This is a genomic window from Microbacterium esteraromaticum (genome assembly GCF_017303215.1).
Classification (GTDB): domain Bacteria; phylum Actinomycetota; class Actinomycetes; order Actinomycetales; family Microbacteriaceae; genus Microbacterium; species Microbacterium esteraromaticum_C.
In genome coordinates this window covers 1,751,569-1,775,501 of record NZ_JAEMWU010000001.1, presented here as the reverse complement: position 1 = coordinate 1,775,501, position 23,933 = coordinate 1,751,569, and the positions used below count along the sequence as shown (strand labels likewise).

Here is a 23,933-nt window from a genome sequence, read left to right as displayed (position 1 = left end):
ACCGTGCGCCGCGCGGACGCTCTGTACCCGCCTGGCGCTCGGCTGTGCGTGTCAGAGCAGTCCCGCCTCGGTCATGAGGTCGATCACGGTCGGGCCGTTCAGCGTGGACGGGTCGATCTCGGGCGCACCGAGCGAATCGAGCGCGGGAAGGGGTGCGCGGGCGGGGATGCCGGTGGCCACCGGGTACTCGTAGCTGTAGCCCTCGCCAAGGATCGTCTGCCCCTGCTCTCCGACCAGCCAAGTGAGGAACTGCTGCGCCTCGTCGGAGCGATCGCTGGATGCCAGGACGCCGCCGCCCGAGATGCTGACGAAGGCTCCCGGATCGCCCGGCTCGAACAGATGCAGCGCCGTATTGCCGCTGTTCTCCTTGGTGCTCGCCTGGTCGCGGTACCAGTAGTAGTGGTAGATGATGCCCATCGGCACCTCGCCGGCGTTGACAGCCTTCATCGTCACGATGTTGTTGCGGTAGATCTCGGCGTTGCGCTGCATACCGGCGAGCCAGTCGGCGGTCGCGTCGTCGCCCTCCGACGCGAGGATGGCCGAGACGATGGCCTGGAAGTCGGCGCCACCGGGCGCGGCTCCCCACTGGCCCTGCCACTTCTCATCCTGCAGCTCGAGGATCGACGCGGGCAGCTCGTCCTCAGAGATCAGCTCGGGGTTGTAGACGAGTACCGTGTCGCGTGCGGCGATGCCGGTCCAGGAGCCGGTGCTGGGCCGGAACTGCTCGGGCACCCGCTGCAGCGTCGCCTCGTCGATGGGGGCGAAGAGTCCGGCATCCTCGACGAGTGCCATCGCGGGCGAGTTCTCGGTGAGGAACACATCGGCGGGCGAGGCGTCGCCCTCCTGCACGATCTGGTTCGCGAGTTCGCTGTCGCCACCGTGACGCAGTTTGACCTCGATACCCGTCTCTGCGGTGAACGCGGCCGTCCACTCCTCAGTGAGCTGCTCGTGCTGAGCGTTGTAGATGATCAACGCGTCGTCACCGCCGCCGGGAGTGCATCCGACGAGCAGCGCGGCGACGGCGATTCCGACGACGGGTGCGATCCGGCGCGTGCGGATGACAGGCATATGGTTCCCTTCGGGCAGGTTAGGCTCACCTATTTTACGCGACGAGCCGCCGCCCGCGTGACGCGATCCGTTTGACGCCCCCTTCGCCGTCTGCGCGAGTGCTCGACTACCGTAGACGCATGCGCTACCTCTTCGGATCCGGACTCATCGGCGCGATCACCGCCGGCCTCTCTCTGTTGCGCGGCACCCGCGATGCCCCGATCACGTGGCGTGCGGTTCTCGCCTGGATCAGCTGGGGCATCACCCTCGCATTGGCGATCGGCGCGGTCGTCGACATGCGCCGCGACGCCAACGGAATCACCGTCGCGGCGGATTCGCCACTGGCGCCCAAGCAGAACAAGCGCGCCGATAAGCAGCTCAAGGCCATCGAAAAAGCCGCCAAGGCCACCCAGCGCTGACACGCTCCTCGTGTCAGCGGGGCACCCCTCGGCGACCACCTTCGCCGAGACCCCCATCTATCGCCGAGACCCCCAGGTGCGGATGTCCGCACCTGGGGGTCTCGGCGATACGTAGGGGTGTCGGCGACGCGATCTGACTCAGCAGGCCAGGACCTCAACCGGCCAGGACGTCAACGGGTCAGGACCAGAGCCTCTCCCTGACCGCCGCCGCCGCACAGCGCGGCCACCGCGGTACCGGATCCGCGCGCGGCGAGCTGGTGCGCGAGGTGCACCACGAGGCGAGCGCCGCTCGCACCGATCGGATGCCCGATGGCGATGCCGCCGCCGTGCGCATTGACGATGTCGCTGGAGAGGCCGAGCTCCTGCTGCGAGCGGGCCACGACGGCCCCGAAGGCCTCGTTGATCTCGACCAGGTCGAGGTCGTCGGTCGTGAGACCCTGCTTCTCGAGGGCGCGTTCGATGGCACGCGCGGGCTGAGCCTGCAGCGAGTTGTCGGGGCCGGCGGTCTGGCCGTTCGCACCGATCACGGCCAGTACCGGCCAGCCACGGGCATCCGCATTCTCGCGCGTCGTGACGATGACCGCGGCCGCACCGTCGGAGATCTGCGAGGCGTTGCCCGCGGTGATAGTGCCACCCTCGGCGAACGCGGGGCGCAGGCCGGCGAGCGACTCGACCGTGGTGTCGGGGCGCACGCCCTCGTCCTGCGTGAGCACCACCGGGTCGCCCTTGCGCTGCGGAACGGTGACCTCGACGATCTCGGCGAAGAACGCCCCGTCGCGCTGGCCGGCGGCGGCGCGCTGGTGCGACAGCGCGGCAACCGTGTCCTGCAGCTCGCGCGTCATCTCGTAGCGCGGGTTGTGGCGCTCGGTCGACGCACCCATGCTCTCGCGGTCGTACGCGTCGGTGAGGCCGTCGTGAGCCATGTGGTCGAGCACCTCGACGCTGCCGTAGGTCCAGCCGTCGCGCGACCCCATCAGCAGGTGGGGTGCGCGGGTCATCGACTCCATGCCGCCGGCGACGACGGTCGTCGCATCACCCGTGCGGATCATGCGGGCGGCATCGATGATGGCCGTCAGACCCGACAGGCACACCTTGTTGACCGAGCTGGCCGGAACGTCCCAGCCGATGCCCGCGCCGATGGCGGCCTGGCGGGCCGCGTTCTGGCCGGAGCCCGCCGCGAGCACCTGGCCCATGATCACCGCGTCGATGTCGGTGGGCGAGATGGCGGACTGCTCCATGGCGCCGCGGATGGCGAACGCGCCGAGCTGGGGTGCGGTGAACGAGGCCAGTTGCCCCTTCAGACGTCCCTGCGGAGTGCGTGCTGCGGCGACGATGACGATGTCGCTCATGAGTTCTCCTTCAGTGATTCCGAGATGGTGAGCGGCGGTTCGGTGGCGTCGATGACGTCCTGCACGCTCACGCCGGGTGCCGTCTCGACGAGCACGAGTCCCTGCTCGGTGACGTCGATCACGGCGAGATCGGTGATGATGCGGTCGACCACTCCCCTGCCGGTGAGCGGCAGAGAGCACTCGTTGACGATCTTGGCGCTGCCGTTCTTGGCGACGTGCTCCATCAGCACGATGAGTCGACCTGCGCCGTGCACCAGGTCCATCGCGCCGCCGGGGCCCTTGACCATTTTTCCGGGGATCATCCAGTTGGCCAGGTCGCCGCCGACCGACACCTGCATCGCACCCAGGATCGCCGCGTCGATCTTGCCGCCGCGGATCATGCCGAAGCTGGTTGCGGAGTCGAAGAACGCCGCGCCCGGCAGCAGGGTGATGGTCTCCTTACCGGCATTGATCAGGTCGGGGTCGACGTTCTGCTCGGTCGGGTACGGGCCGACGCCTAGGATGCCGTTCTCGGACTGCAGCACGACCGTGACGTCGGACGGCACATGGTTGGGCACCAGCGTCGGAAGGCCGATACCAAGGTTGACGTACGAGCCGTCGGTGAGCTCCTGAGCGGCACGTGCCGCCATCTGGTCACGGGTGAGCGCCATGTTCAGGCCCCTTCCTGGCGTACGGTGCGTCGTTCGATGCGCTTCTCGATGTCGGTGCCGACCTCGACCACGCGGTGCACGAAGACGCCGGGCAGGTGGATGCAGTCGGGGTCGAGCTCGCCGGGTTCGACGAGTTCCTCGACCTGGGCGACGCACACGCGGCCGGCCATGGCGGCGAGCGGGTTGAAGTTGCGGGCCGCCTTGTTGAAGATCAGGTTGCCGTGGCGGTCGCCCTTCATGGCGTGCACGAGCGCGAAGTCGGTGGTGATCGCCTCCTCGAGCACGAACTCGCTCGGCTTGCCGAGGAAGTCGAAGGTGCGCACCTCCTTGACCGGCGAGGCGACGGCGATGGTGCCATCGGCGTTGTAGCGACGCGGCAGACCGCCTTCGGCGACCTGCGTGCCCACACCCGTCTGCGTGAAGAACGCGGCGATGCCCGAGCCACCGGCACGGAGCTTCTCGGCGAGGGTGCCCTGCGGGGTGAGCTCGAGTTCGAGATCGCCCTCGAGGAACTGACGCTCGAACTCCTTGTTCTCGCCGACGTACGACGAGGTCATCTTGCGGATGCGCTGCGAGGCGAGCAGGATGCCCAGGCCCCAGTCGTCGACGCCGCAGTTGTTGCTGACGACGCTCAGATCGGCGGTGCCCTGTGCGTGCAGGGCCTCGATCAGCTTCATGGGATTGCCGGAGAGTCCGAAGCCGCCGACGGCCAGCGACGCTCCGTCCGGGATGTCGGCGACGGCCTCGGCCGCGGATGCGAACTGTTTGTCGATCAAGACCACTCCTTCGTGACGGGTCATCTCCAGCATCCGCCCGTGCCGTGCGCGCGGCAACCCGATGCTTGCGATGTGGTCGCACGAACCGCTAGCGTCCACATTATGGAACAGCAGGACGATCGCCGTCGCAGTGTGCCCGGCGCGCAGGCCATCGCCCGCGCCTCTTCGCTGCTGCGACTGGTGACGGCGTCTCCCGACGGCGCCTCGTTGCAGTCCCTGGCGCAGCGTGCCGAGTTGAGCCGCTCGACCGCACACCGGCTGCTGACCGCGCTGCGGGTGGAGGGACTCGTCGACCAGGACGAGACGTCGGCGCGATGGATGCCCGGTCCTGAGCTCTATCTGATGGGAACCGTCGCCGCGGCGCGTTATGACGTGACTGAGCTGTCGCGCGACATCGTGCGCTCACTCGCGGTGAAGACCGAGGAGAGCGCGTTCCTGTCGACGCGCCGCGCGGATGAGACCGTGTGCCTCGTACGCGAAGAGGGATCGTTCCCCATCCGCTCGTTCGTCCTCAGCGAGGGCGTGCGGTTCCCCCTCGGCGTCGCCAGCGCCGGTCTCGCGATCCTGGCATTCCTACCTGACCACGATGTGGATGCCTACCTGGAGCGGCACCCCGAGATCGAGGAGCGCTGGGGGCACGCGCACGGCACGGCACCGATGCGGCGCCGCCTGCACGAGACGAAGGCGCGCGGCTATGCCGTCAACCCGGGGCTGGTGGTCGAGGGGTCGTTCGGCATCGGCGCCGCGGTCTTCGATCGACATGGACGCCCGGAGTGGGCGCTGAGCCTGACCGGCGTCGAGTTCCGTTTCGGCCCCGACCGTCTGCCGCAACTCGGACGCACGCTGCTCGCGCACGCCCACCAGCTGTCGTCGCGTCTCGCCGGCGCGCGTCGCTGACCCGCCGGCGAGACGCCGCGGTCAGACGAGGACCGGCCGCACCAGGTGGGCGAGCGCGATGGCACCGCGCGGACTCATCACGACCGTGTAGTGGTTGAGGTCGTCAAGGTGCACATGATCCACCGCGGGGTATCTCTGCAGCAGATCCGCGAGGTGCGCCGGCGCGTACAGCCCCGGCGTCTCGTTCTGCAGCCCCCGGGGCACGGTGATGAAGAGCGTCGGCACCGACAGCGCCGCCAGCGCATCGGGCAGCGCAGAACCGGTGTTCATGTCGATGACGTCGTCGGCCATGATGTCCGAGCTCGTCGCCGCGCGAAGCACATCGCCATCCGGCACGAGGTCGTACGCGATGTAGGCATCGAGCTCGGCACTCCAGTCGTCCGCGAAGGCCGGATGCCGGCGCCAGAATTCCTCGGTGTACGCCTCGACGTCCGGCCAACGGCGCGAGAGCCGTTCGGCGACCGGGCCGAGGATCAGCGGGACGAGTTGTTCGGGGTCGACGCCGGCGGGCACGTTCAACGGCAGGCCACCATCGACGAGCACAAGGCGGCTCACGCGCTGCGGATACCGGTGCGCGAGCACGACGGCCACGAAGGCGCCCATCGAGTGCCCGACGACGCTGACGACGTCGACATCGAACGCGTCGAGCACCGCTGCCAGATCATCGGCGTGTGCCGCCATGCCCGCGGGACCGGGCAGCGTGTTGCTGGCGCCGCGACCGCGCAGGTCGGGGGCGATCACGCGCACACCCGGCAGTTGCTGCACGACGAACGGCCAAGCCAGGTGCGACGACGTGACCCCGTGGATGGCAAGCACCGTGTGCTGCACCTCGCCCGGTGGCTCCCAGACGGCCACCCGAAGGTCGCCTCCGGCGACAGGCACATCCGTGGTGCGGTAGTCGTGGTGGGTCATCGTGCGCTCCAGCCGCCGTCCATCGTGTACGAGGCGCCCGTGACCATGCCGGCGGCGTCCGACACCAGCCAGCCAGCCAGCGAGGCGACCTCGCCGGCTTCGACGAGTCGCTTGATCGCGCTCTCGGTGAGCATGATCGTCTCAACGACCTCGCTCTCGGGGATGCCGTGCACCTTCGCCTGGTCGGCGATCTGCTTCTCGACCAGGGGCGTGCGCACGTAGCCGGGGTTGATGCAGTTGCTGGTGACGCCGTGCGGGCCGCCCTCCAGTGCGGTGACCTTCGACAGGCCTTCCAGTCCGTGCTTGGCAGCCACATAAGCGGACTTGAACGGGCTGGCACGCAGACCGTGCACGCTGGAGATGTTGATGATCCGCCCCCAGCCGCGCTCGTACATTCCGGGGAGCACCGCGCGGATGAGCAGGAACGGTGCCTCGAGCATGATCCGCTGGATCAGACGAAAGGCATCGGGATCGAAATCCACGATCGGGCTGACGCGCTGGATCCCGGCGTTGTTGACCAGGATGTCGGCGTCGAGGGCGAGGTCGTCCAGTGCCGCAGTGTCGGACAGGTCGACGGCCCAGGCCTCTCCCCCGATCTGCTCTGCTGCGGCAGCGGCCGCAGCGGCGTCGATGTCGGCGATCACCACGTGTGCCCCACGGCGCACGAACTCGGCGGCGCAGGCATGCCCGATACCGCTCGCTCCCCCGGTGATCACTGCACGCCGACCGGCGAGATCCTGTTCAGACATCGTTCTCTTCCTCTCTGAGGCTCTCTGTGACGTGCGGCCGCGCACCCGGCGCGGGGTTCTCCGCGTGGTCGGGGCGCAGCGCGCGGGTGATGAAGTCCGACATGCCGTCGAGCACTGCGGGGTCGATCTGCGCGGGCGGCTTTCCTGCGGCATCCCGCTCCCAGAGCAGGTAGCGCATACCGATCAGCTCACCGGCACCCATCAGCGCCCAGGCGACGACGTCGGTGTCGAGCTCGCCTGCGATCTCGCCGTCGCGCTGCGCGGCCGCAAGTCCGGCGCGGTAGCCGTCGACGATGCGCTCGTAGTGCAGGCGCAGCATGGTCGGCGAGACGAACTCGGCCTCGCGGACGACACGGTACAGCGCCGGATGCGCGGCAGTGAACCGGAAGAATCCCTCGAACCCGAGGCGTTCGGCCTCGATACGGTTCGTTGCGGATGCCATCGACTCGGACATCGAGTGGCGCACCCGGCTGTTGAGGTCGAGCACGAGCTCATCGAAGATCGCCTGCTTGCCGTCGAAGTACAGGTAGAAGGTGCCCAGTGCAACGCCGGCGTGCTCGGTGATCTTGACGATCGAGGCCTCGTGATATCCGAGGTCTGCGAAGACCTGCTCGGCCGCTTCGAGCAGGCGACGCCGGGTCTGCTGTCCGCGTTTGGTGAGGGGACGTCCGGTCGCGGACGAAACGGGCGGTTCCTCCGCTGGTGGGTTCTCAGTGGGCAGCATCCTGGTGCTCCTCCCTCAGCGCCATCCGGCGGAGTCGTGCGCGGGCGACCTTCTCGATCGTGGATCTGGGCAGCTCGTCGAGAAACTCGATCCGCGACGGCAGTTTGAACGTCGCCAGCCGTTCGGCGGCGAATGCGCGCAGCTCTTCGCGCGACACCGGTCCCACCGGAACGATGAAAGCCACCCCGCGCTCTCCCCACACCGGGTCGGGTACGCCGACGACAGCGCACTCCGCGACCAGCGGATGCGCAGCGAAGGCGCGCTCCACCTCGGCGGGGGCGACGTTCTCACCTCCGGAGACGTAGATGTCCTTGAGCCGATCGACGACGCGGTGGATGCCGTCGGCGTCGCGGCGCACGAGATCGCCGGTGCGCAGCCATTCGCCGTGCATCGCACGCTGGGTCGCTTCGTGATCATCGAGGTAGCCGGCGAAGACGCTCGCACCACGCACCCAGAGCTCGCCGGTGGCCGCTCCCTGCAGTTCGAGTCCGGTCTCGGGGTCGGTGATGCGCACGTCGACACCCGGGTAGGGGCGTCCGACCGCCCCCGGGTGCGCGGCGACGAGGTCTGCGGCCAGGTGCAGCACGTTGGGTCCTGCTTCGGTCAGCCCGTACCCTTGGGTGAAGGCGAGACCGCGCGTCGCCCATGTGCGCACCAGCTCCTCTGGGATGGTGGCCCCGCCGACCACAACGCGGTTCAGGGCGGTGAGGTCGGCACTCTCCCACAGCGGATGCTGCTGCAGCATGCGGTACTGGGTGGGCACACCCATCATTGCGGTGACGCCACGGTCGGCGATGAGCTGCAGCACGCGACCGGGGTCGAATCCGCGCTCGAGGACGACCGTTGCACCTCGCCACCAGGCTTGCAGTGGCTGCACGTTCCACGCGGCGACGTGGTACTGCGGCAGCATCGCCAGCACCACGTCGTCGCCGTCGAGCGGCATGGCGCGATCGAGAGCGAGGTTGTTCCAGAAGCAGTTCTCGTGCGTGAGCACGACGCCCTTCGGCGCCGCCTCACTGCCCGAGGTGTAGATCACCAGCAGCGGATCGGTGTCGCGCGCCGCGCGGCGGGGCGCGCTCTCCCGCGCGGCCGGTGCCTCGGCCTCGACGCCGGCGACGCCGAGAGCGGCGTGCACGGGGGCATCCGCAATGTTCTCCAGCGCCGCCGACGCGAGGGCCGCGTGCTCATCCTCGATCAGCAGCAGGTCCGGCCCGGTGCGGAAGATCAGGTCGGCCAGCTCGGTCGGAGTCAGCCGCCACGACAGCGGCACCAACGCGATGCCCAGCTGCGCGCAGGCGAAGAACACCACGACCTGGTCGGTCGAGTTGCCCGAGATCGTCGCGACCCGCTGCCCCGCACCGTACCCGGCGTCGCTCAGACGCTCCGCCAGTCGCGTGACACGCGCCGCGAGCGCGCGGTAATCGGTACGCACACCGCGGTCGTCGACGGCGACGCGCGCCGGATCCGACACGGCCCGGTCGTGCAACCACCGTCCGATGGTGTGCGCGCCGGCGGCGTCTGTCATCGCGCCATCTCCGGCACCTGCTCCGCCTCGTCCATCGCGGCGAGCCCGCTCTCGGGCGCACCGCGTCCGCGACGACGACGGACCCAGGAGTCCACGGTTCCGGCGATGCCGCCGGGAAGGAACATCACGACGAGAATGAACAGGACACCGAGGATGAACAGCGGCTCCGACAGCGGCACGCGCAGCACATCGGGAAGCTGCTGGATGCCCTCGGCGCGGGCGAGCACCGTCAGGCGCTGGTCAAGGATCGTGTAAAGCACACCTCCGAGGATCGCACCCCAACGGAACCCGACGCCACCGAGCACCACCATCACCAGGACCGTGATCGTCAGATCTGCGCTGACCGCAGTGGGCTGTGTGCCCGACTGCAGCAGCAGGTAGGCGATGCCCGCAAGCGATGCGCACAGCGCGGCGATCACGAAGACGATGAGCTTGGCCCGGGTGGGCTGCAGCCCGAGAACGCGCACGCGCAGGTCGTTCTCGCGGGCGGCCGCGGCGAGATGCCCCAGGCGCGAACGATCGACCCACAGCACGATCAGATAGACGATGACGACCACGGCGAGCGAGATCCAGTACAGGTTGCGCGTGTTCACGACGCCGACGAGCCAGTCGGGCACACCCTCGGTGTGCAGGCTGAGCCCCTCTTCACCGCCCGTGATCGCCTGGTTGCGTCGTACAAGCACCGAGCCCGCCTGGGCGAAGGCGAGTGTCACCATCGCGAACGGGATGCCGTTGACGCGCATGGCCACGGCGCCGGTGACGACGGCGATCACCAGTCCCCCCAGCAGCGCGACGAAGATTCCCGGTACGAGCGGAAGTCGCGCAGCCTCCAGCACGATACCCAGACCGTACGCCCCGGCACCGAAGTACAGTGCGTGCCCGAACGAGAGCATGCCGGCCGTGCCGAGCAGCAGGTTGTACGACAGCGCGAGCGCGGCGAACACCATGCACAGCGACATCAGCGCGAGCGAACCCGGCGTGTACGTCGCACCGGGCAGGATGCCCGGCAATGACAGGTTGAGCATCGGCAGCAGCGCCAGGACGGTGACGAGGACGACACCGACGCCGACCGGGAGCCAGCGGTTGCGGTTCGTGGCGTTCATGTCAGGCCTTCCTTCCCATGAGACCGGCCGGACGCACCAGCAGGACGACAGCCAGCAGGATCACGACGATGAAGTCACCGGTTCCGCCGAGGTATGTGTTGGCGACCTGCTGCATCACCGCGACCAGCACCGAGGCGATCGCCGCGCCGGTCAGCGACCCGAGTCCACCGACCACAGTGACGATGAATGCGAAGATCAGCAGCGTCGACCCCAGATGGGCCGAGACGTAGGTCAGGGCGTGCATGGCGAGCACACCACCGATGCCGGCGGCCGCACCGCCGATGGCGAAGACGAGCGTGAACGAGCGTCGCACGTCGATGCCGAGCGCGGTGACCATGGACCGGTTCTCGACACCGGCGCGGATGATCATGCCGTAGCGCGTCTTCTTGAGGAACAGCACGAGCCCGGCGAGCACGAGTGCCGCGGCGATGATGAGCACCCAGTACTTGTTCGGGATGCTGGCGCCGAGCACCGGGGTGGTCTCGCTCAGCCACGCCGGGCCGCGCACGTTGACCGGGTCAGTGCCCCAGATTCCCTCGAACAGGGCGATCGCTGCGAAGGACAGACCGACGGTGACCAGCACCTGTTCGATATGGCGCTCGTAGAGCGGCCTGATCAGCAAGAGCTCGGTGGCCGCCGCGAACGCCGCGCCGACCGCGCCGCCGACCAGAACCGACAGCACGAAGCCGCCCCAGCTGTCGACGCCGACGGCCTGCGCGACCGCCCAGCCGACGAAGGCGCTGAGAGTGAGGAACGCGCCGTGGGCGAAGTTCAGCACATGCATGAGGCCGTAGATCAGGCTCAGGCCGCTGGCGACGAGGAAGTACAGTGCGCCGAGTCCGAGCCCGATGACGAGGGTGAGTACCAGGGTGCTCATACGTGCTCCTCCGCACTGACGCCGAGCAGGCGTCTGGTCAGGTCGGCATCGTCGAGGATGTCGACGGCGCGTCCGGTGTGCACGACTCGTCCGTCGGCGATCACGATCGCCTGGTCGGCCAGGCGCCGCACGACATCGAGGTTCTGTTCCACGAGCAGCATCGGCACTGTCGTAGCGGCCTCGGCGAGAGCATCCGCCACCTCAGTGACGATCTTGGGCGCGAGGCCCTTGGTCGGTTCGTCCACGAGAAGCAGGCGGTTGTCGTTGAGCATGGCGCGAGCGACCGAGACCATCTGCTGCTGGCCGCCCGAGAGGGTTCCGGCGCGCTGGGCGCGGCGGGCGACCAGGTCGGGGAACAGCTGATCCACGAACTCGCGTCGCGGATTGCGCTGCCGTTCGGCGAGGGCAAGGTTCTCGGCGACGGTGAGGCCGGCGAAGACCTCACGGTCCTCGGGCACGTACCCGACGCCGCGCTGGACGATGCGGTGCGTGCTGAGCGCATCGATGCGCTCGCCGTCGAGGATCACCTCGCCCTTGCGTGAGATGAGTCCGAGGATGCCGCGCAGGGTCGAGGTCTTTCCTGCACCGTTGCGACCGAGCACGGCTGTGATGCCGACGGCGGGCACATCGAAGGTGACACTCTCGACGACCTGCTGTCCGGCGATGGATGCGCGCAGGTTCTTCACCTGCAGGATCGGGGCGCTCATGCGCCGGTCCCGAGATAGGCGCTCTGCACGGTGGGGTTCTCCATGATCTGCTGCGGGGTGTCGACAGCGATGATGCTGCCGAAGTACATCACCGCGACGAGGTCGACGAAGCCCATCAGGACTTCGATGTGGTGTTCGACCATCAGCACGGTGCATCCGGTCTCGGCCTGCAGTCCGCGGATGTTCTCGACGAGCCCGGCGACGTCGCCCGAGGCGACGCCTGCCATCGGCTCGTCGAGAAGGACGAGCCGCGAACGGGTGGCCAGCAGAACGGCGATCTCGAGCTTGCGCTTGTCACCGTGGCTGATGTCGCCGGCTCTGGCATCCAGACGATGTCCGAGGCCGACGGAGCGCAGCAGTTCCTCGGCGCGGATGCTGATCGCGTCCGATCGCTTCGGGAAGTGCAGCAGCGAGTAGCTGCCACCTTCGGCCGCCTGCACCGCGATGCGCACGTTCTCGTGGACGGTGAGCTGCGGGAACAGGCTGGATGTCTGGAAGGTGCGTCCCAGCCCCGCCCTGGCGCGCTGGGGCACGCTGGTGCGGGTGATGTCGGTGCCGTCCATCAGGATGCGGCCGGCGGTGGGCCTGATCACACCCGAGATGGCGTTGAACAGCGTGGTCTTGCCGGCGCCGTTCGGCCCGATCACTCCGACCAGCGAGCCGGGCTCGACAGCGAGGTCGACGTCCTTGAGGATCGTCGCTCCTCCGATGTCGAGGCCGAGTCCTTCGACGCGGAGCGATGCGCCTGCGGTGGGCGGGGCTGGGATGTTCACTTCTTCGACCTCCTGGTCATGATGCCCGGGGTCACGGTGCGACGTCGGCGGCCGGAACCGTCGCGACCAGCTCAGGGGTGAACGTGTCACCGTCGGCGATGAGCTTGGCCTGGTACATGTCCTGCAGGAGCGCGTGGTCATCGGCGCGCACGGTGTTCGTGCCCTTGGGGCCCTCGAACTCGAAGCCCTCCAGTGCCGCGATCATCGCGTCGACGTCACCCTTGCCCTCCTTGACCGCCTGGACGAGCATGATCGCAGCGTTGAAGCCGTCGGGGCTGAACAGATCAGCCTCGGCACCAGCGGCCTCGAGTCCCTCGAGCATCGCCGTGTTCACCGCGTTGTCGGGCGCGGCGCCGAAGTAGTGGTTCAGGAAGTTGATCTGCTCGGAGGCGACGCCGTAGGCGCCGAACGTGGCACGGTCGCCGAGGCCGGTGACGACGGGAATCTCGTCGAGAACGGCCTGCTGGCTCATGGCCTGCCACATCGCACCCGAGGTGGCACCGGCCCAGGCGACGAAGACCAGGTCGGGCTCGGCGGTCAGCACCTGCTGGGCGAACGGGGTGAACTCGGTGACGTCTTCGGCCACGAGCAGCGGCTCGACCGTTGCACCCTTGCCGCCGAGGATCGCCTCGACGGCCGCGACGTTGCCCTGGCCGAACGCGTTGTTCTGACCGAACACGACGATCTTCTTGCCCTCGATGTCATCGAGGAACATTCCGGCCGTGGCGACGTCCTGCGCCGACTGGCGTCCGGAACGGAACGTGTAGTCGTTGATGCCCGTGACGGCGTCGGCCGCCGCGGGACCCGAGATGAAGAGCACCTTGTTCTGCTCTGCCTGCTCGGCCATCGCGAGTGCGACACCGGACGAGGCGCTGCCCATCAGGATGTTCACGCCGTCGCCGATCAGCTCTTTGGCGGCGGTCACCGCGGTGTCGGCGTCGCCGGCGTCGTCGCGGTTCTCGATGACGATCTTGATGCCGTCGACTTCACCGGTGCCGTCGGTTGCGTAGTCGAGCCCAACGGCGAACGCGTCGAGGTACTGCTTGCCGTAGCCGCCCAGCGGCCCGGTCTCGCTGGTGATCATGCCAACGCGCACCTCCGCGGGCGCGCTGTCGCCGGAGTCAGCCCCACTGACATCCGACTGCGGCGCACAGGCCGACATGACAAGGGCGGCGGTTGCGAGAACCGACCCCAGGAGCAACTTCTTCGTAACCCGCATCTGGATGCCTTTCATCGATGGAAGGTCGGGAACATGAAACCCGATTCAGGTATTGGAATGCTAAGCCCGCCACCCCACGACGTCAAGTGGGCGACGGAGAGGCACGCGGCGCCGGAACCACGCCGGTTATCCTCGTGATGGCTGCGACCCGCAGCATCCGAGCGAAGGAGCCCGACCCCCGTGACCGCCGCAGACTCCCTTCCGGCCCGCAGCCGCATCGTGCACGACCAGCTCGCCGACGCAGGAATCGAGGGACGCATCGTCATCCTTCCCGACTCCGCCCGCACGGCCGCGCTCGACGCAGCGGCCATCGGATGCCCGGTAGGAGCCATCGCGAACAGCCTCGTCCTCGTCGCCGACGGGGACCCCCTCCTGGTGATGACGAGCGGCGCCCATCGCGTCGACTTCGGCGTACTGGCGGCGAGCATCGGCGCGGCCGAGGTCGCCATGGCACCCGCCGCGGTCGTGCGCTCCGCAACCGGGCAGGCGATCGGCGGCGTCGCACCGATCGGGCATCCGACGCGGTTGCGCACCTACATCGATGAGGATCTGCGCGACTTCGCTGAGGTGTGGACCGCGGGCGGCACCCCCGACACGGTCATGCCGCTGAGTTTCGCTCAGCTGCAGCACCTGACCGCGGGCCGTGTCATCCGCGTCGCGTAGCGCTATTCGACCATCAGATCGTCGATCTCGAGATCCTCGTCGAGCAGGCAGTAGATCACGAGGTCGGGAAACTCGCTCGCTGCGACGTAGAGCAGTGTGAGCCCTCCGTCTCCGAACACGATCACGCCGTCGAGCACCAGGTCTTCCCTGATCGCCTGAAGCAGCTCGTCGTAGTCCAGATCCTCGTCATCCTCCTGCGCCGCATCCGCGAGCTCTTCTGCGACGTCGATCTCGCGGCCATCGAGGATCTCCTCGGTCAAGCGCGCCAGAGCGTGCTGAACCGTGTCCTGCATCGCATCCAGGTCGGGAAGATCCTCGGGCTCGACGCCCTCGTCGTCGTCGACCTCATCGACGTCGCCATCGTCGGGTCGCTCCAGCTCTTCATCGAACTCGTACTCGACAGTCACGCGGCGCTCGCCGGGCAACACCGCAGTGGCCGTCAATGCGCCGTCCTCGTCGGTGTCGACATCGTCCAGGTCGATCATGAGAACCTCCCTGTCGACATGCTCCCACCACGAGCCGCGGGATGGAAGGGCACCGACCGTGACCGAATCGTGAACATGAGAAAGCCCCGGAATCCGAGAGGGATTCCGGGGCTTCATCTGGTGCGCCCCCAGGGACTTGAACCCTGAACCCATTGATTAAGAGTCAATTGCTCTGCCGATTGAGCTAGAGGCGCATTTTTCGGTGAACCCGAACGAGGAATTACATTACCAGCGGCTGGGGGTCGCACCAAATCCAGGTCATCCCGGGCGCGTTGCAGCGCCCGTCGCGGCCGGCCACCCCGTCTATCCTGGACAGGTGACCGTCTCCCCCACAGCCACGGACCACGCCGACGACCTCGCCCTCGCCCTGCGCCTGGCCGACGCGGCAGACGCGCAGTCCCTCCCCCGTTTCGACGCCGCCGACCTGCAGGTGTCGCTCAAGGCCGACCGCTCGCACGTCACCGATGCCGACCTCGCAACGGAGCGCGCGATCCGCACGCTGCTGGCCGAGGAGCGCCCCCGCGATGGAATCTTCGGCGAGGAGTTCGGCGCCGAGGGCGACACGCATCGTCAGTGGATCATCGATCCGATCGACGGCACGGCGAATTTCCTGCGCGGCGTCCCGCTGTGGGGCACCATGATCGCGCTGGCCATCGACGGCATCCCCCAGGTCTCGGTGGTCAGCATGCCGGCACTCGGTCGCCGCTGGTGGGCCGCCACCTCGCACGGCGCCTGGACCGCGACCCCGCAGGGCGATCGACGTCTTCAGGTATCCACGGTCGACGCGCTCGAAGACGCGAGCGTCAGCTTTCAGAGCATCGGCCAGTGGGCGGATGCCGGGAGGCTGCCCGAGCTGATGGCCGTAGCCGATGCCGTGTGGCGCGATCGCGCCTACGGCGACGTCTACAGCTACATGCTGCTCGCTGAAGGCCGCATCGACATGGTCGCCGAGTTCGACGTCAAAGAGTACGACATCGCCGCGGCCGTGCCGATCGTACGAGAAGCCGGCGGCCGGATGACGGCATTCGACGGCACCGAGACCCTGTCGGCCCTGTCGACGCTCGCCACAAACGGCGCTCTGCACGCCCCGTTCCTGTCCCTGTTCCGCGCCGCCCGCCGCCCCTGAGCGACGCGCGCACCCCTCCTCCCCAAGAGTCCTATGCGTATCCGTCTTCCCCTCGCCGCCGGCGCCCTGCTGGCATCACTGTCCCTCGCCTCGTGCGCCGCCGACGCGTCGCCGCAGAGCGCACCCACGTCCCCTGCCGCCACCCAGACGACCGAGCCCGCCCCTGCTGCCACCGCCACGTCTGCACCCCCTGAAAAGTCGACGCCCGAGCCGGTCGCCGACCCGACGTGCGAAACGATCATCTCGTCGGGCACGGCCGAGGCTCTGACCGAGCAGGGCTGGACGTCCAAGCAGGAGGAGTTCCGCATCGGCGAGACCCTCGTCGAGGAGGGACTGCTGTGCATGTGGGCCGACTTCAGCACGGCATCAGACCATGGTCAGATGTACGCCTGGGGGCCGATCAGCGCACCGTCTGCGGAGACCGCTATGGCGGGTCTGCAACGCGACGGCTGGCTGCGTTCATCCGCAGGCGGGCGGCAGTACTTCACGGAGGATCCGGCCTACGCGCTGGCAACCGACTCCGACGGGTTCGGAATGACCTACGAGTTCGGCGACGGCTGGGTGAAGTTCGCCGACACCAAGCAGAGCCTGCTGCTCATCGATTGGGAGGGCTGAGGCAGGCCGAAGTGGCGCCGCCCGACGGCGGCGCCACGAGGCTCACTGCTGGTTCTGGTTCCAGTTGTCGGCGCGCTTGGTCGCCGACCCGCGCTGACGCATGACGTACGCCATGGCAAGGCTCACCAGAAGGATGCCCGCCGTGAAGGCGTATGCCTGACCGGTCGGGAGTTCGTGCGAGATCCCGAAGAGGACGAACCCTCCGAGGAACAGAACCAGGAACACGATGAAGTCGACCACGTCGAAGCCCTCCAGATCGTCGGATAACCTCTCCAGCTTAGTCTGCGCACCACCTGCCGGATGCCGCTCCTCCGCACCCGACCGCAGTATCTTTGACGATATGCCGAAGAGGATGCCATGGGTGTGACCGGTGCGCGCCCCGCCCGTCGCGGGCGCCCGGGCCATGATCGTGCCGACGTGATCCGCGCCGGTGTGGAACTGTTCAACGAGCAAGGGTACGACGCGACCTCGGTCGCCGATCTGACCGGCCGGCTCGGGGTCACCAAGTCGGCGCTCTACCACCACGTCGATTCGAAGGCGCAGATCCTGCAGATCGCCCTCGATGAAGCACTCGGTGGGCTCGAAGAGGCGTTGGCGACCGCGTTGGACCAGCCCACGGCCGAGGATCGCCTGACCGCGATCGTCGGCGGCGCCGTTCGCGTGCTGACCGCCCGTCAACCGCAGGTCACGCTGCTGTTGCGTCTGCGCGGCAACAGTGAGATCGAGATGAACGCCCTGGCTCGCCGACGACGCTTCGATCACACCGTGACCGAACTCGTCCGCGAGGCGCAGGCCGAGGGGCTCGTGCGCAAGGATCTGGACGCCGGCGTCGCCACCAGGCTCATCTTCGGGATGATCAACTCGGTCGTCGAGTGGTACCGACCCGACGGCGCGGTGGATCCAGACCTGCTCGCCCGTGAAGTGATCGCCGTCACGCTGGACGGGATCCGCCCGCGGACGTGAGACCCCTGCGAATGACTGCGCAGACGAAAAAGCCCCGCGCCGCCGAAGGATCTCGGTGACGCGGGGCTTCCACAGTGACAGCGGTTGGTGGAGCTGGGGGGAATCGAACTATGCCGGTGTCGCCCGGTGGAGCGTGATCCTCGTGATTCCGCGCCCACTCATATCCGTTGGTACCCGATCAGACCGGGTCGAATCCGTCGACCTGGGGGCAAAATGTGGGCAGAGCTCACGCTCCCCAGGTGTCGAAGTCATCCGACGACGGATCCTCATCCAGGGCCATCGAGTCCGAGGCCACGCGCCCGCCCAAGCCGCAACGGATCGCACTGTCCGAGACCACCAAGCTCACCGCTGGGCACTACCTCGATCGCGTCATCCCACGTCGTCGCGTGCTGGGTGACGAGCGGTCGGCCGTCCTTGGGTTCGTTCATGCCGCGGTCCTCTCACGCCGTCGCTCTCCCGCCGCTCGAACTCGTCGAGCCGTGATCGGGTCTGCAGCGAGACCTTCGAGCGACCCGGCCGCTCTCGTCAAGAAGATGTAGTAGCGGGCCGGCGTGATCCCGAACTCCGCGCAAATCGCTTCCTCTTTGGTGCCGTCGTGACGCGGCCGCGTGCGCTCGAACGCCAGCAGCTCGGCGGCGTTCATTCGTGCTCCGTGCGGCGCGCGCTCATCGTATGCCGCTTGAAGCCAACTTGTGCGCTGCGCTGACACCGCACTCGAAGGTCGCCGGCCCCGACTCCCGAGGCGTCCCCGCCCCGACCACAGGCGGTGACGGCGCCGGATACTCACCCTGCCCTGTCCTATCCTTGGACGGTGACCAAGACCCCCCCGCTTACCCGCTCCGTGATCAGCGAAGAAGGCGTGTACGGCTCCATTATCGTCTCCGGCCTCATCGCCGCGTCAGCCGGATCAGGAGCGCCGACCTGGAGAACACTCCTGTTCATCGGGATCACAGTCACGGTTTTCTGGGCTGCGCACGTCTACGCACGTGCCGTGGCCACGCATGGAGAGACAACGCCTGACGGCACCACGAAATCAATCTGGCAGTCCTTCACTGAAGCAGTCAAGGAGTCGCGCGGGCTGCTTGCTGCAGTCGTCGCGCCCGCACTCGCGTTGCTGCTGGGCGTGTTCGGGGTGCTTCCAGACAGCGTCGCGAAATGGGTCGCCCTGTGGGTGAGCGTCGCTGTTCTCGCGATCGTCGGCTACATCACCTACTCCCGACGAGGAGCGCGCTGGTGGGTTCGCATCCTTGGCGGTGTATCCACGGCCTCGTTTGGCATCGTGATCATTCTCGCCAAAGCGATCATCTCGCACTGACCCGCGACTGCTGACGTCCCCGGCGGGGCGTATAGTCCCTCCCTTGTCCTCCCGCCCGCGCCGTCAAGCCCGCCTGGGCCGCCTGGCGCCCATCGAGGTCGAGACCATCATGAACACGACCGTCGCACTGGCGGCGTGCCTAGGAACTGTCACCTAGCTGTAGTTCCTCGGGAGGTCGTGCGTCTCGCGACCGCCGCGCACGGCCACACGCGCGCAACCCTCGTTCTGCTAGTGCCGTTCCCCGCGTTCTTGAAGGAAGCGCTGGAACGGCAATGCGACGGGAGATCGAAGGGTGATCTCATGTTCGGTGACGCCGATGGGAACTACCTGCGCCGAGCCTAGCCGAGCGTGGGCGCCGGCCGCTGGTTCGCCAGGGCAACAGCCGAGGCCCGCCTCGAGCGTCTGACCCCGCATGATCTGCGGCACACTGCGGCGTCGCTCGCGATCAGCTCCGGCGCGAACGTCAAAGCAGTGCGGCGAATGCTGGGTCACAAGTCCGTCACGATGACTCTCGACACCTATGCCGACCTGTTCGACGACGACCGCGACGACGACGCCCTGCGCCTGGATGAGCGTGCGACAGCGGCGGATCTGGGCCAAAGTGTGGGCAGAGCTCGCGGTGCGACGAGTTATCCATAGACACAGAAAGCCCGCCTCCCCAGTGTTTCCAAGGGGAGGCGGGCCTCTAGCTTTGTGACAGCGGTTGGTGGAGCTGGGGGGAATCGAACCCCCGTCCGACGCTGAAAATCCACGTCTTCTCCGGGCGCAGTCTGTAAGAGCGTTCTGCTCGGCTCCGACCTTTGTCACAGACACCTAAGTCGACGAGCCCAGCCTGGGAAGAGTCCCACGTGACGTCCAGACGCCATCACGCAGCAAGATCCCTAGATGACGCCAGGGTCCGTATCGGGATCACATACGGTCTGACGGACTATCGGGCTCGCTTATGCAGCGAGGGCGAAGTCGTTGCGCTTGGATTCGGCAACTATGGTTTTGCAGGGAGCGTTCACGAGATAACCCTGCATCCTCGGCCCGCTTCTCGTCGATGTACAGGCGCCGTCGAAACCGATCAGCCCCGTGAACCTTCTCGCGAAGGAGCCGCTGTCACACTGTGGAGTTACCAACCGGGTACCGAAGCACCCGAGCATCAAAGAGTACAACGAATCCGGCCCAGCCGCCATTCCTGCACTTGCGTTCTCTCTTTGCACACCCGCGTGTCGTACAGTCACTGGCATGACTGAAGTCACCATCACCGTCCGCGGCGAACACGAACTGCGCGTCGCGCCCGAGCGCGCGACGCTGCACCTCACCGTCTCCTGCGACGGCCCCGATCGCGCAACGGTCGTCGAGCACGCTCTGGCCCAGGCCACCCCTGTGCGCGACGGCATCACGACGCGCGAGCAGTCCGGCAGCATCACGGCCTGGACCAGCCAGCGGCTGAACGTCTATGCCGAACGCCCCTGGAACAGCGAAGGTAAGCGGCTCGCTCCGGTGTACCGCGCGAGCATCGACTTCACCGCCACCTTCTCGGACTTCCCGGAGCTGTCGGTCTGGGTCACCGAGCTATCGGTCACCGACGGCGTGGCGGTGGGCGACGTCGACTGGCATCTCACCCCCGAGACCGAACGCGAGGTCGAGCGCGAGGTCGCCACCCAGGCCGTCGCCGTCGCCGTCTCGCGCGCCCGCGCCTACGCCGAGGCCCTTGGTTTGCACGAGGTGACACCGGTAGAGATCGCCGACCGCGGCCTGATCTCGGCCGGTACCCCGCCGATGCCCAAGGCCACGGCCCTGCGTGGCGGCGCCATGGCCATGGAGGCCGCCCCCGGCATGGAGTTCCAGGGTGAGGAGATCACCGTATCCGCCGAGGTGGAGGGGCGCTTCACCGCGTCCTGAGCCGCACCGGAGCTGCTCAGGACATCGCGAACGGAGCCAGTTCCGCAGCCAGCCGCTCGGATACGTGCGCATGCACCTCGGTACCCGTCTCGCGGTGCTCGGCCGAGATCAAGACACCGGTCTCGTGCACGGCTGCGACCAGGTCGCCGCGGTCGTACGGCACGAGGGCCTGAACCTCGACGGCCGGCATCGGCAGCATCCGCTCGATCGTCGCGCGCAGCTCATCGATGCCCTCACCGGAGCGGGAGGAGACGAAGTGCGCGTCGGGCGCCAGCCCGCGCAGCACGAGCCGCTCGTCCTCACCGATCAGATCGGCCTTGTTGAAGACCACGATCTCGGGGATCTCACGACCACCGACGTCGCCGATCACATCCCGCACCGTCTGCAACTGCGCGGACGGGTCGGGGTGCGAGCCATCGACGACGTGCACCAACAGGTCGGCCTGCCCGACCTCCTCCAGTGTGGAACGGAACGCCTCGACCAGCTGATGCGGCAGGTTGCGCACGAACCCGACCGTGTCGGTGAGCGTATAGACACGCCCGTCGGCGGTCTCGGAACGGCGCACTGTGGCATCCAACGTCGCGAACAACGCGTTCTCGACGAGCACGCCGGCGCTGGTGAGAGCGTTGAGCAGGCTCGATTTGCCGGCGTTGGTGTAGCCGGCGATCGCCACAGACGGAATGGTGTTGCGCTTGCGCTCTGCCCGCTTCGCATCACGCGCCGGGGCGAAATCGCGGATCTGCTTGCGCAACTGCGCCATGCGGGTGCGGATGCGGCGGCGGTCCAGCTCGATCTTGGTCTCACCGGGACCGCGCGAGCCCATACCCGCACCGCCGGCACCGACCTGGCCACCAGCCTGGCGGCTCATGGACTCACCCCAACCGCGCAGGCGCGGAAGCAGGTACTCAAGCTGGGCGAGTTCGACCTGGGCCTTGCCCTCGCGGCTCTTCGCATGCTGGCTGAAGATGTCGAGGATCACCGTCGTGCGGTCGATCACCTTGACCTTCACCACGTCTTCCAGAGCACGCCTCTGGCTGGAGGCCAACTCGGTGTCGGCGATCACGGTGTCGGCACCGACAGCAGCGACGATGTCTTTGAGTTCCTGCGCCTTGCCGCGGCCGAGGTAGGTGGCCGGATCGGGGTGCGGCCGTCGTTGCAGAAGCCCGTCGAGCACCACCGCACCGGCGGTCTCGGCCAGAGCGGCCAGCTCGCGCAGCGAGTTCTCGGCGTCATCTTGCGCACCCTGCGGATACACGCCGATCAGCACGACGTTCTCCAGCCGCAGCGCGCGGTACTCGACCTCGGTGACATCCTCGAGCTCGGTGGACAGCCCCGCGACGCGCCGTAGTGCGTGCCGGTCATCCAGATCCCACTGCGCACCGTCCGCGTCGGTGTGCGAGGCGGTCGCGGTGTCCTGCAGCGCCTGCGCGGAGCCGAACACTCTCGGCTGCACACGCGGCTCTGCGTGCGACAGCACGCGATCCAGTGCGTCGTGTGCGGTGTTCTCGTCGTTGGTATTCGTCATTCGGTACTGAACTCTGCCCTCTCTGAAACGGCGCCTTAACCTTAGCCCGCCCTATCCGGTACGCTCACTGAATGGCGTCCGACCACTACTTCACTGCGGCCCCGGCGAGCCCCGAGAACCTGCGGACGATCCGGGTGAACCTCGCCGGTCGCGATCTCGAACTCACCACTGCCGGCGGTGTGTTCAGCCCCGACCGTTTGGACGTCGGCACCTCGGTGCTTTTCGCCAACATGCCGCCCCTTCCGCCCGGCGGCGACTTCCTGGACCTCGGCTGCGGATGGGGGCCGATCAGCCTCACCATGGCGCTCTCCGCGCCGCATGCCACGATCTGGGCAGTCGACGTCAACGAGCGCGCTCTTGACCTCACCCGCCGCAATGCGGCCAAGCTCGGGCTCACAAATGTCAACGCGGTGCTGCCCGAAGATGTTCCCGACGACGTGCGTTTCCGTACGATCCGGTCGAACCCACCGATCCGCATCGGCAAAGAGGCGCTGCACGGCATGCTCGAACGGTGGATCCCCCGCCTCGACGAGCGCAGCGACGCCTGGATGGTCGTGCAGCGCAACCTGGGGTCGGACTCTCTGCAGCGTTGGATGGCAACCACGTTCGGTGCGGGCTACAGCGTGCAGCGGGCCGCGACGGGCAAGGGCTTCCGTGTGTTGAAGGTGCGCCGACACGGCACCCCGCCCACCGAGCCGATCGACGTGCCCGCGTAGCGCAACCGCGCCGCGCACATCCTGGGCACTCAGGCCAGGTCGATCTCACCTCGGTAGACCAGCTGTGCCGGACCGGACAGCCCCACGTGCTCGCCTTCCTCGGCGGCGAACATGCGAACGCCGAGCACACCACCGGGCACTTCGACCCGCCACTGGTCGGGCGCACGCGTGCCTGCCCAGTGCCGCACCGCCAGAGCCGTGGCTGCAGCGCCCGTGCCGCAGCTGAGCGTCTCGCCCACGCCCCGTTCGTGCACGCGCATCCGCACATGTCCGATGCCGTCGCGCACGAGCGGTTCTCCGGGCACGACGAACTCGACGTTCGCCCCGCCGACCGGAGCCGGCTCCAGCAGCGGCGACGGGTTCAGGTCGAGGCTATCCAGTTCCTCGTCGGATGCCAACGCCACGACCACGTGGGGGTTACCCAGGTCGAGGCCGAGCCCCGGACGCGCGATCGACAGACCGGCCGCGCGTGCGAGCGGTTCACCGCCGGCGAGATGCCAGCGCCCCAAGTCGACCTGGTAGCCGGTCTCGCTACGCATCACATCGCGGACACCGGCGCGAGTGCCGATGGGCACCGTCGACCCCGGTTCGAGAGTCGCAAGGCCGGCCCGCAAGAGGTAGTGCACGAAGACGCGGATGCCGTTGCCGCACATCTGCGCCGGGGAACCATCGGCGTTGCGGTAGTCCATGAACCACTCGGCGTCGGGCTCCTCAGCCAGCGAAGCAGCGCCCTCATCGATCGCGGCGGAACGCACCACTCGGAGCACACCATCTGCGCCAATCCCGAAATTGCGGTCGCACAGCGCCTGCACCTGGGTCGCCGTGAGGTCGTTCTCGCCGTTGACGTCCTCGATGATCACGAAGTCGTTGCCGGTGCCGTGTCCCTTGGTGAATGCGACCATGGCCCC

29 protein-coding genes, 1 tRNA gene and 1 other RNA gene are annotated in these 23,933 nt (G+C 67.8%); 10 read left to right on the top strand and 21 right to left on the bottom strand.

Features of this window, described 5'->3' with window-relative positions:
* Positions 1-51 precede the first annotated feature (51 nt).
* A complete protein-coding gene (locus JF543_RS08120) occupies positions 52-1,068 on the bottom strand; it encodes an iron ABC transporter substrate-binding protein (protein WP_206823678.1) in 1,017 nt (338 codons plus the stop codon).
* A 119-nt stretch (positions 1,069-1,187) separates the two neighbouring features.
* Here JF543_RS08120 and JF543_RS08115 point away from each other — a divergent pair, with 119 nt between their 5' ends.
* The gene (locus JF543_RS08115) at positions 1,188-1,466 is read left to right on the top strand and encodes a hypothetical protein (RefSeq protein ID WP_179411059.1); all 279 of its coding nucleotides are present in this window, start codon (positions 1,188-1,190) and stop codon (positions 1,464-1,466) included.
* 170 nt (positions 1,467-1,636) lie between these two features.
* On the opposite strand, the gene JF543_RS08110 is transcribed toward JF543_RS08115, so the two are convergent.
* The 3 genes from JF543_RS08110 to JF543_RS08100 are packed head-to-tail and all read right to left on the bottom strand — an operon-like array spanning position 1,637 to position 4,241.
* Entirely contained in the window at positions 1,637-2,815 is a 1,179-nt protein-coding gene (locus JF543_RS08110; protein WP_206550009.1) for an acetyl-CoA C-acetyltransferase, read from the bottom strand.
* The gene (locus tag JF543_RS08105) at positions 2,812-3,465 is read right to left on the bottom strand and encodes a CoA transferase subunit B (protein ID WP_206823675.1); all 654 of its coding nucleotides are present in this window, start codon (positions 3,463-3,465) and stop codon (positions 2,812-2,814) included. The genes JF543_RS08110 and JF543_RS08105 overlap by 4 nt, the downstream gene beginning before the upstream one ends.
* A 2-nt stretch (positions 3,466-3,467) precedes the next feature.
* On the bottom strand, positions 3,468-4,241 hold the full coding sequence (locus JF543_RS08100; RefSeq protein WP_179411062.1) for a CoA transferase subunit A: 774 nt from the start codon (positions 4,239-4,241) through the stop codon (positions 3,468-3,470).
* Positions 4,242-4,343: 102 nt separating this feature from the next.
* Here JF543_RS08100 and JF543_RS08095 point away from each other — a divergent pair, with 102 nt between their 5' ends.
* Positions 4,344-5,138: an IclR family transcriptional regulator gene (locus JF543_RS08095; protein WP_179411063.1), complete on the top strand. Its 795-nt coding sequence runs from the start codon at positions 4,344-4,346 to the stop codon at positions 5,136-5,138.
* Between the two features lie 21 nt (positions 5,139-5,159).
* Here the strand turns inward: JF543_RS08095 and JF543_RS08090 are convergent, their stop codons facing one another.
* From JF543_RS08090 to JF543_RS08050, 9 genes are read right to left on the bottom strand one after another with little or no spacing between them, the layout of a single operon-like run.
* The gene (locus JF543_RS08090; RefSeq protein WP_206823673.1) at positions 5,160-6,050 is read right to left on the bottom strand and encodes an alpha/beta hydrolase; all 891 of its coding nucleotides are present in this window, start codon (positions 6,048-6,050) and stop codon (positions 5,160-5,162) included.
* On the bottom strand, positions 6,047-6,799 hold the full coding sequence (locus tag JF543_RS08085; protein WP_179411065.1) for a 3-hydroxybutyrate dehydrogenase: 753 nt from the start codon (positions 6,797-6,799) through the stop codon (positions 6,047-6,049). The genes JF543_RS08090 and JF543_RS08085 overlap by 4 nt, the downstream gene beginning before the upstream one ends.
* Entirely contained in the window at positions 6,792-7,523 is a 732-nt protein-coding gene (locus JF543_RS08080; RefSeq protein ID WP_206823671.1) for a TetR/AcrR family transcriptional regulator, read from the bottom strand. The genes JF543_RS08085 and JF543_RS08080 overlap by 8 nt, the downstream gene beginning before the upstream one ends.
* Positions 7,510-9,048, bottom strand: a complete 1,539-nt coding sequence (locus JF543_RS08075; RefSeq protein WP_206823669.1) for a class I adenylate-forming enzyme family protein — start codon at positions 9,046-9,048, stop codon at positions 7,510-7,512. The genes JF543_RS08080 and JF543_RS08075 overlap by 14 nt, the downstream gene beginning before the upstream one ends.
* Entirely contained in the window at positions 9,045-10,151 is a 1,107-nt protein-coding gene (locus tag JF543_RS08070) for a branched-chain amino acid ABC transporter permease (protein WP_179411068.1), read from the bottom strand. The genes JF543_RS08075 and JF543_RS08070 overlap by 4 nt, the downstream gene beginning before the upstream one ends.
* 1 nt (position 10,152) lies before the next feature.
* A complete protein-coding gene (locus JF543_RS08065) occupies positions 10,153-11,028 on the bottom strand; it encodes a branched-chain amino acid ABC transporter permease (protein ID WP_206550014.1) in 876 nt (291 codons plus the stop codon).
* A complete protein-coding gene (locus JF543_RS08060) occupies positions 11,025-11,735 on the bottom strand; it encodes an ABC transporter ATP-binding protein (protein ID WP_206823663.1) in 711 nt (236 codons plus the stop codon). Before JF543_RS08060 ends, JF543_RS08065 begins: the two co-directional genes overlap by 4 nt.
* The gene (locus JF543_RS08055) at positions 11,732-12,508 is read right to left on the bottom strand and encodes an ABC transporter ATP-binding protein (protein ID WP_274368829.1); all 777 of its coding nucleotides are present in this window, start codon (positions 12,506-12,508) and stop codon (positions 11,732-11,734) included. Before JF543_RS08055 ends, JF543_RS08060 begins: the two co-directional genes overlap by 4 nt.
* Before the next feature lie 31 nt (positions 12,509-12,539).
* Entirely contained in the window at positions 12,540-13,727 is a 1,188-nt protein-coding gene (locus JF543_RS08050) for a substrate-binding domain-containing protein (RefSeq protein WP_179411071.1), read from the bottom strand.
* A 180-nt stretch (positions 13,728-13,907) separates the two neighbouring features.
* Here JF543_RS08050 and JF543_RS08045 point away from each other — a divergent pair, with 180 nt between their 5' ends.
* Positions 13,908-14,390, top strand: coding sequence for a YbaK/EbsC family protein (locus JF543_RS08045; RefSeq protein ID WP_347401125.1), 483 nt, complete (start codon positions 13,908-13,910; stop codon positions 14,388-14,390).
* 2 nt (positions 14,391-14,392) lie between these two features.
* On the opposite strand, the gene JF543_RS08040 is transcribed toward JF543_RS08045, so the two are convergent.
* Both JF543_RS08040 and JF543_RS08035 read right to left on the bottom strand, forming a co-directional pair.
* The gene (locus tag JF543_RS08040) at positions 14,393-14,875 is read right to left on the bottom strand and encodes a hypothetical protein (protein ID WP_179411072.1); all 483 of its coding nucleotides are present in this window, start codon (positions 14,873-14,875) and stop codon (positions 14,393-14,395) included.
* Between the two features lie 118 nt (positions 14,876-14,993).
* A tRNA-Lys gene (locus JF543_RS08035) sits at positions 14,994-15,069 on the bottom strand.
* Positions 15,070-15,191: 122 nt separating this feature from the next.
* Between JF543_RS08035 and JF543_RS08030 the strand changes: the two genes are divergently transcribed.
* Together JF543_RS08030 and JF543_RS08025 are read left to right on the top strand one after the other, a co-directional pair.
* The gene (locus JF543_RS08030) at positions 15,192-16,001 is read left to right on the top strand and encodes an inositol monophosphatase family protein (protein ID WP_206823661.1); all 810 of its coding nucleotides are present in this window, start codon (positions 15,192-15,194) and stop codon (positions 15,999-16,001) included.
* A 33-nt stretch (positions 16,002-16,034) separates the two neighbouring features.
* Entirely contained in the window at positions 16,035-16,616 is a 582-nt protein-coding gene (locus JF543_RS08025; RefSeq protein WP_206823660.1) for a hypothetical protein, read from the top strand.
* Positions 16,617-16,658: 42 nt separating this feature from the next.
* Here JF543_RS08025 and JF543_RS08020 read toward each other — a convergent pair whose 3' ends face one another.
* Positions 16,659-16,856, bottom strand: a complete 198-nt coding sequence (locus JF543_RS08020) for a hypothetical protein (RefSeq protein WP_179411075.1) — start codon at positions 16,854-16,856, stop codon at positions 16,659-16,661.
* A 117-nt stretch (positions 16,857-16,973) separates the two neighbouring features.
* Between JF543_RS08020 and JF543_RS08015 the strand changes: the two genes are divergently transcribed.
* On the top strand, positions 16,974-17,579 hold the full coding sequence (locus JF543_RS08015; RefSeq protein WP_179411076.1) for a TetR/AcrR family transcriptional regulator: 606 nt from the start codon (positions 16,974-16,976) through the stop codon (positions 17,577-17,579).
* Between the two features lie 266 nt (positions 17,580-17,845).
* Here JF543_RS08015 and JF543_RS08010 read toward each other — a convergent pair whose 3' ends face one another.
* Together JF543_RS08010 and JF543_RS08005 are read right to left on the bottom strand one after the other, a co-directional pair.
* Positions 17,846-18,007: a hypothetical protein gene (locus JF543_RS08010; protein ID WP_179411077.1), complete on the bottom strand. Its 162-nt coding sequence runs from the start codon at positions 18,005-18,007 to the stop codon at positions 17,846-17,848.
* Entirely contained in the window at positions 18,004-18,222 is a 219-nt protein-coding gene (locus JF543_RS08005) for a DUF3263 domain-containing protein (protein ID WP_206823658.1), read from the bottom strand. Before JF543_RS08005 ends, JF543_RS08010 begins: the two co-directional genes overlap by 4 nt.
* Positions 18,223-18,390: 168 nt before the next feature.
* Here JF543_RS08005 and JF543_RS08000 point away from each other — a divergent pair, with 168 nt between their 5' ends.
* On the top strand, positions 18,391-18,894 hold the full coding sequence (locus tag JF543_RS08000; RefSeq protein WP_179411079.1) for a hypothetical protein: 504 nt from the start codon (positions 18,391-18,393) through the stop codon (positions 18,892-18,894).
* A gap of 348 nt (positions 18,895-19,242) precedes the next feature.
* On the top strand, positions 19,243-19,533 hold the full coding sequence (locus JF543_RS07995) for a tyrosine-type recombinase/integrase (protein WP_347401124.1): 291 nt from the start codon (positions 19,243-19,245) through the stop codon (positions 19,531-19,533).
* 65 nt (positions 19,534-19,598) lie between these two features.
* Here JF543_RS07995 and ssrA read toward each other — a convergent pair.
* Positions 19,599-19,968: a transfer-messenger RNA gene (gene ssrA / locus JF543_RS07990) on the bottom strand.
* 156 nt (positions 19,969-20,124) lie between these two features.
* On the opposite strand from ssrA, the gene JF543_RS07985 reads away from it, so the two are divergent.
* On the top strand, positions 20,125-20,784 hold the full coding sequence (locus JF543_RS07985; protein WP_206823655.1) for an SIMPL domain-containing protein: 660 nt from the start codon (positions 20,125-20,127) through the stop codon (positions 20,782-20,784).
* Positions 20,785-20,800: 16 nt separating this feature from the next.
* On the opposite strand, the gene hflX is transcribed toward JF543_RS07985, so the two are convergent.
* Positions 20,801-22,309, bottom strand: coding sequence for a GTPase HflX (gene hflX / locus JF543_RS07980; RefSeq protein ID WP_179411081.1), 1,509 nt, complete (start codon positions 22,307-22,309; stop codon positions 20,801-20,803).
* 71 nt (positions 22,310-22,380) lie between these two features.
* Here hflX and JF543_RS07975 point away from each other — a divergent pair, with 71 nt between their 5' ends.
* Entirely contained in the window at positions 22,381-23,025 is a 645-nt protein-coding gene (locus tag JF543_RS07975; RefSeq protein WP_179411082.1) for a class I SAM-dependent methyltransferase, read from the top strand.
* Between the two features lie 29 nt (positions 23,026-23,054).
* On the opposite strand, the gene dapF is transcribed toward JF543_RS07975, so the two are convergent.
* A complete protein-coding gene (gene dapF, locus JF543_RS07970; RefSeq protein WP_206823653.1) occupies positions 23,055-23,927 on the bottom strand; it encodes a diaminopimelate epimerase in 873 nt (290 codons plus the stop codon).
* Positions 23,928-23,933: the final 6 nt, after the last annotated feature.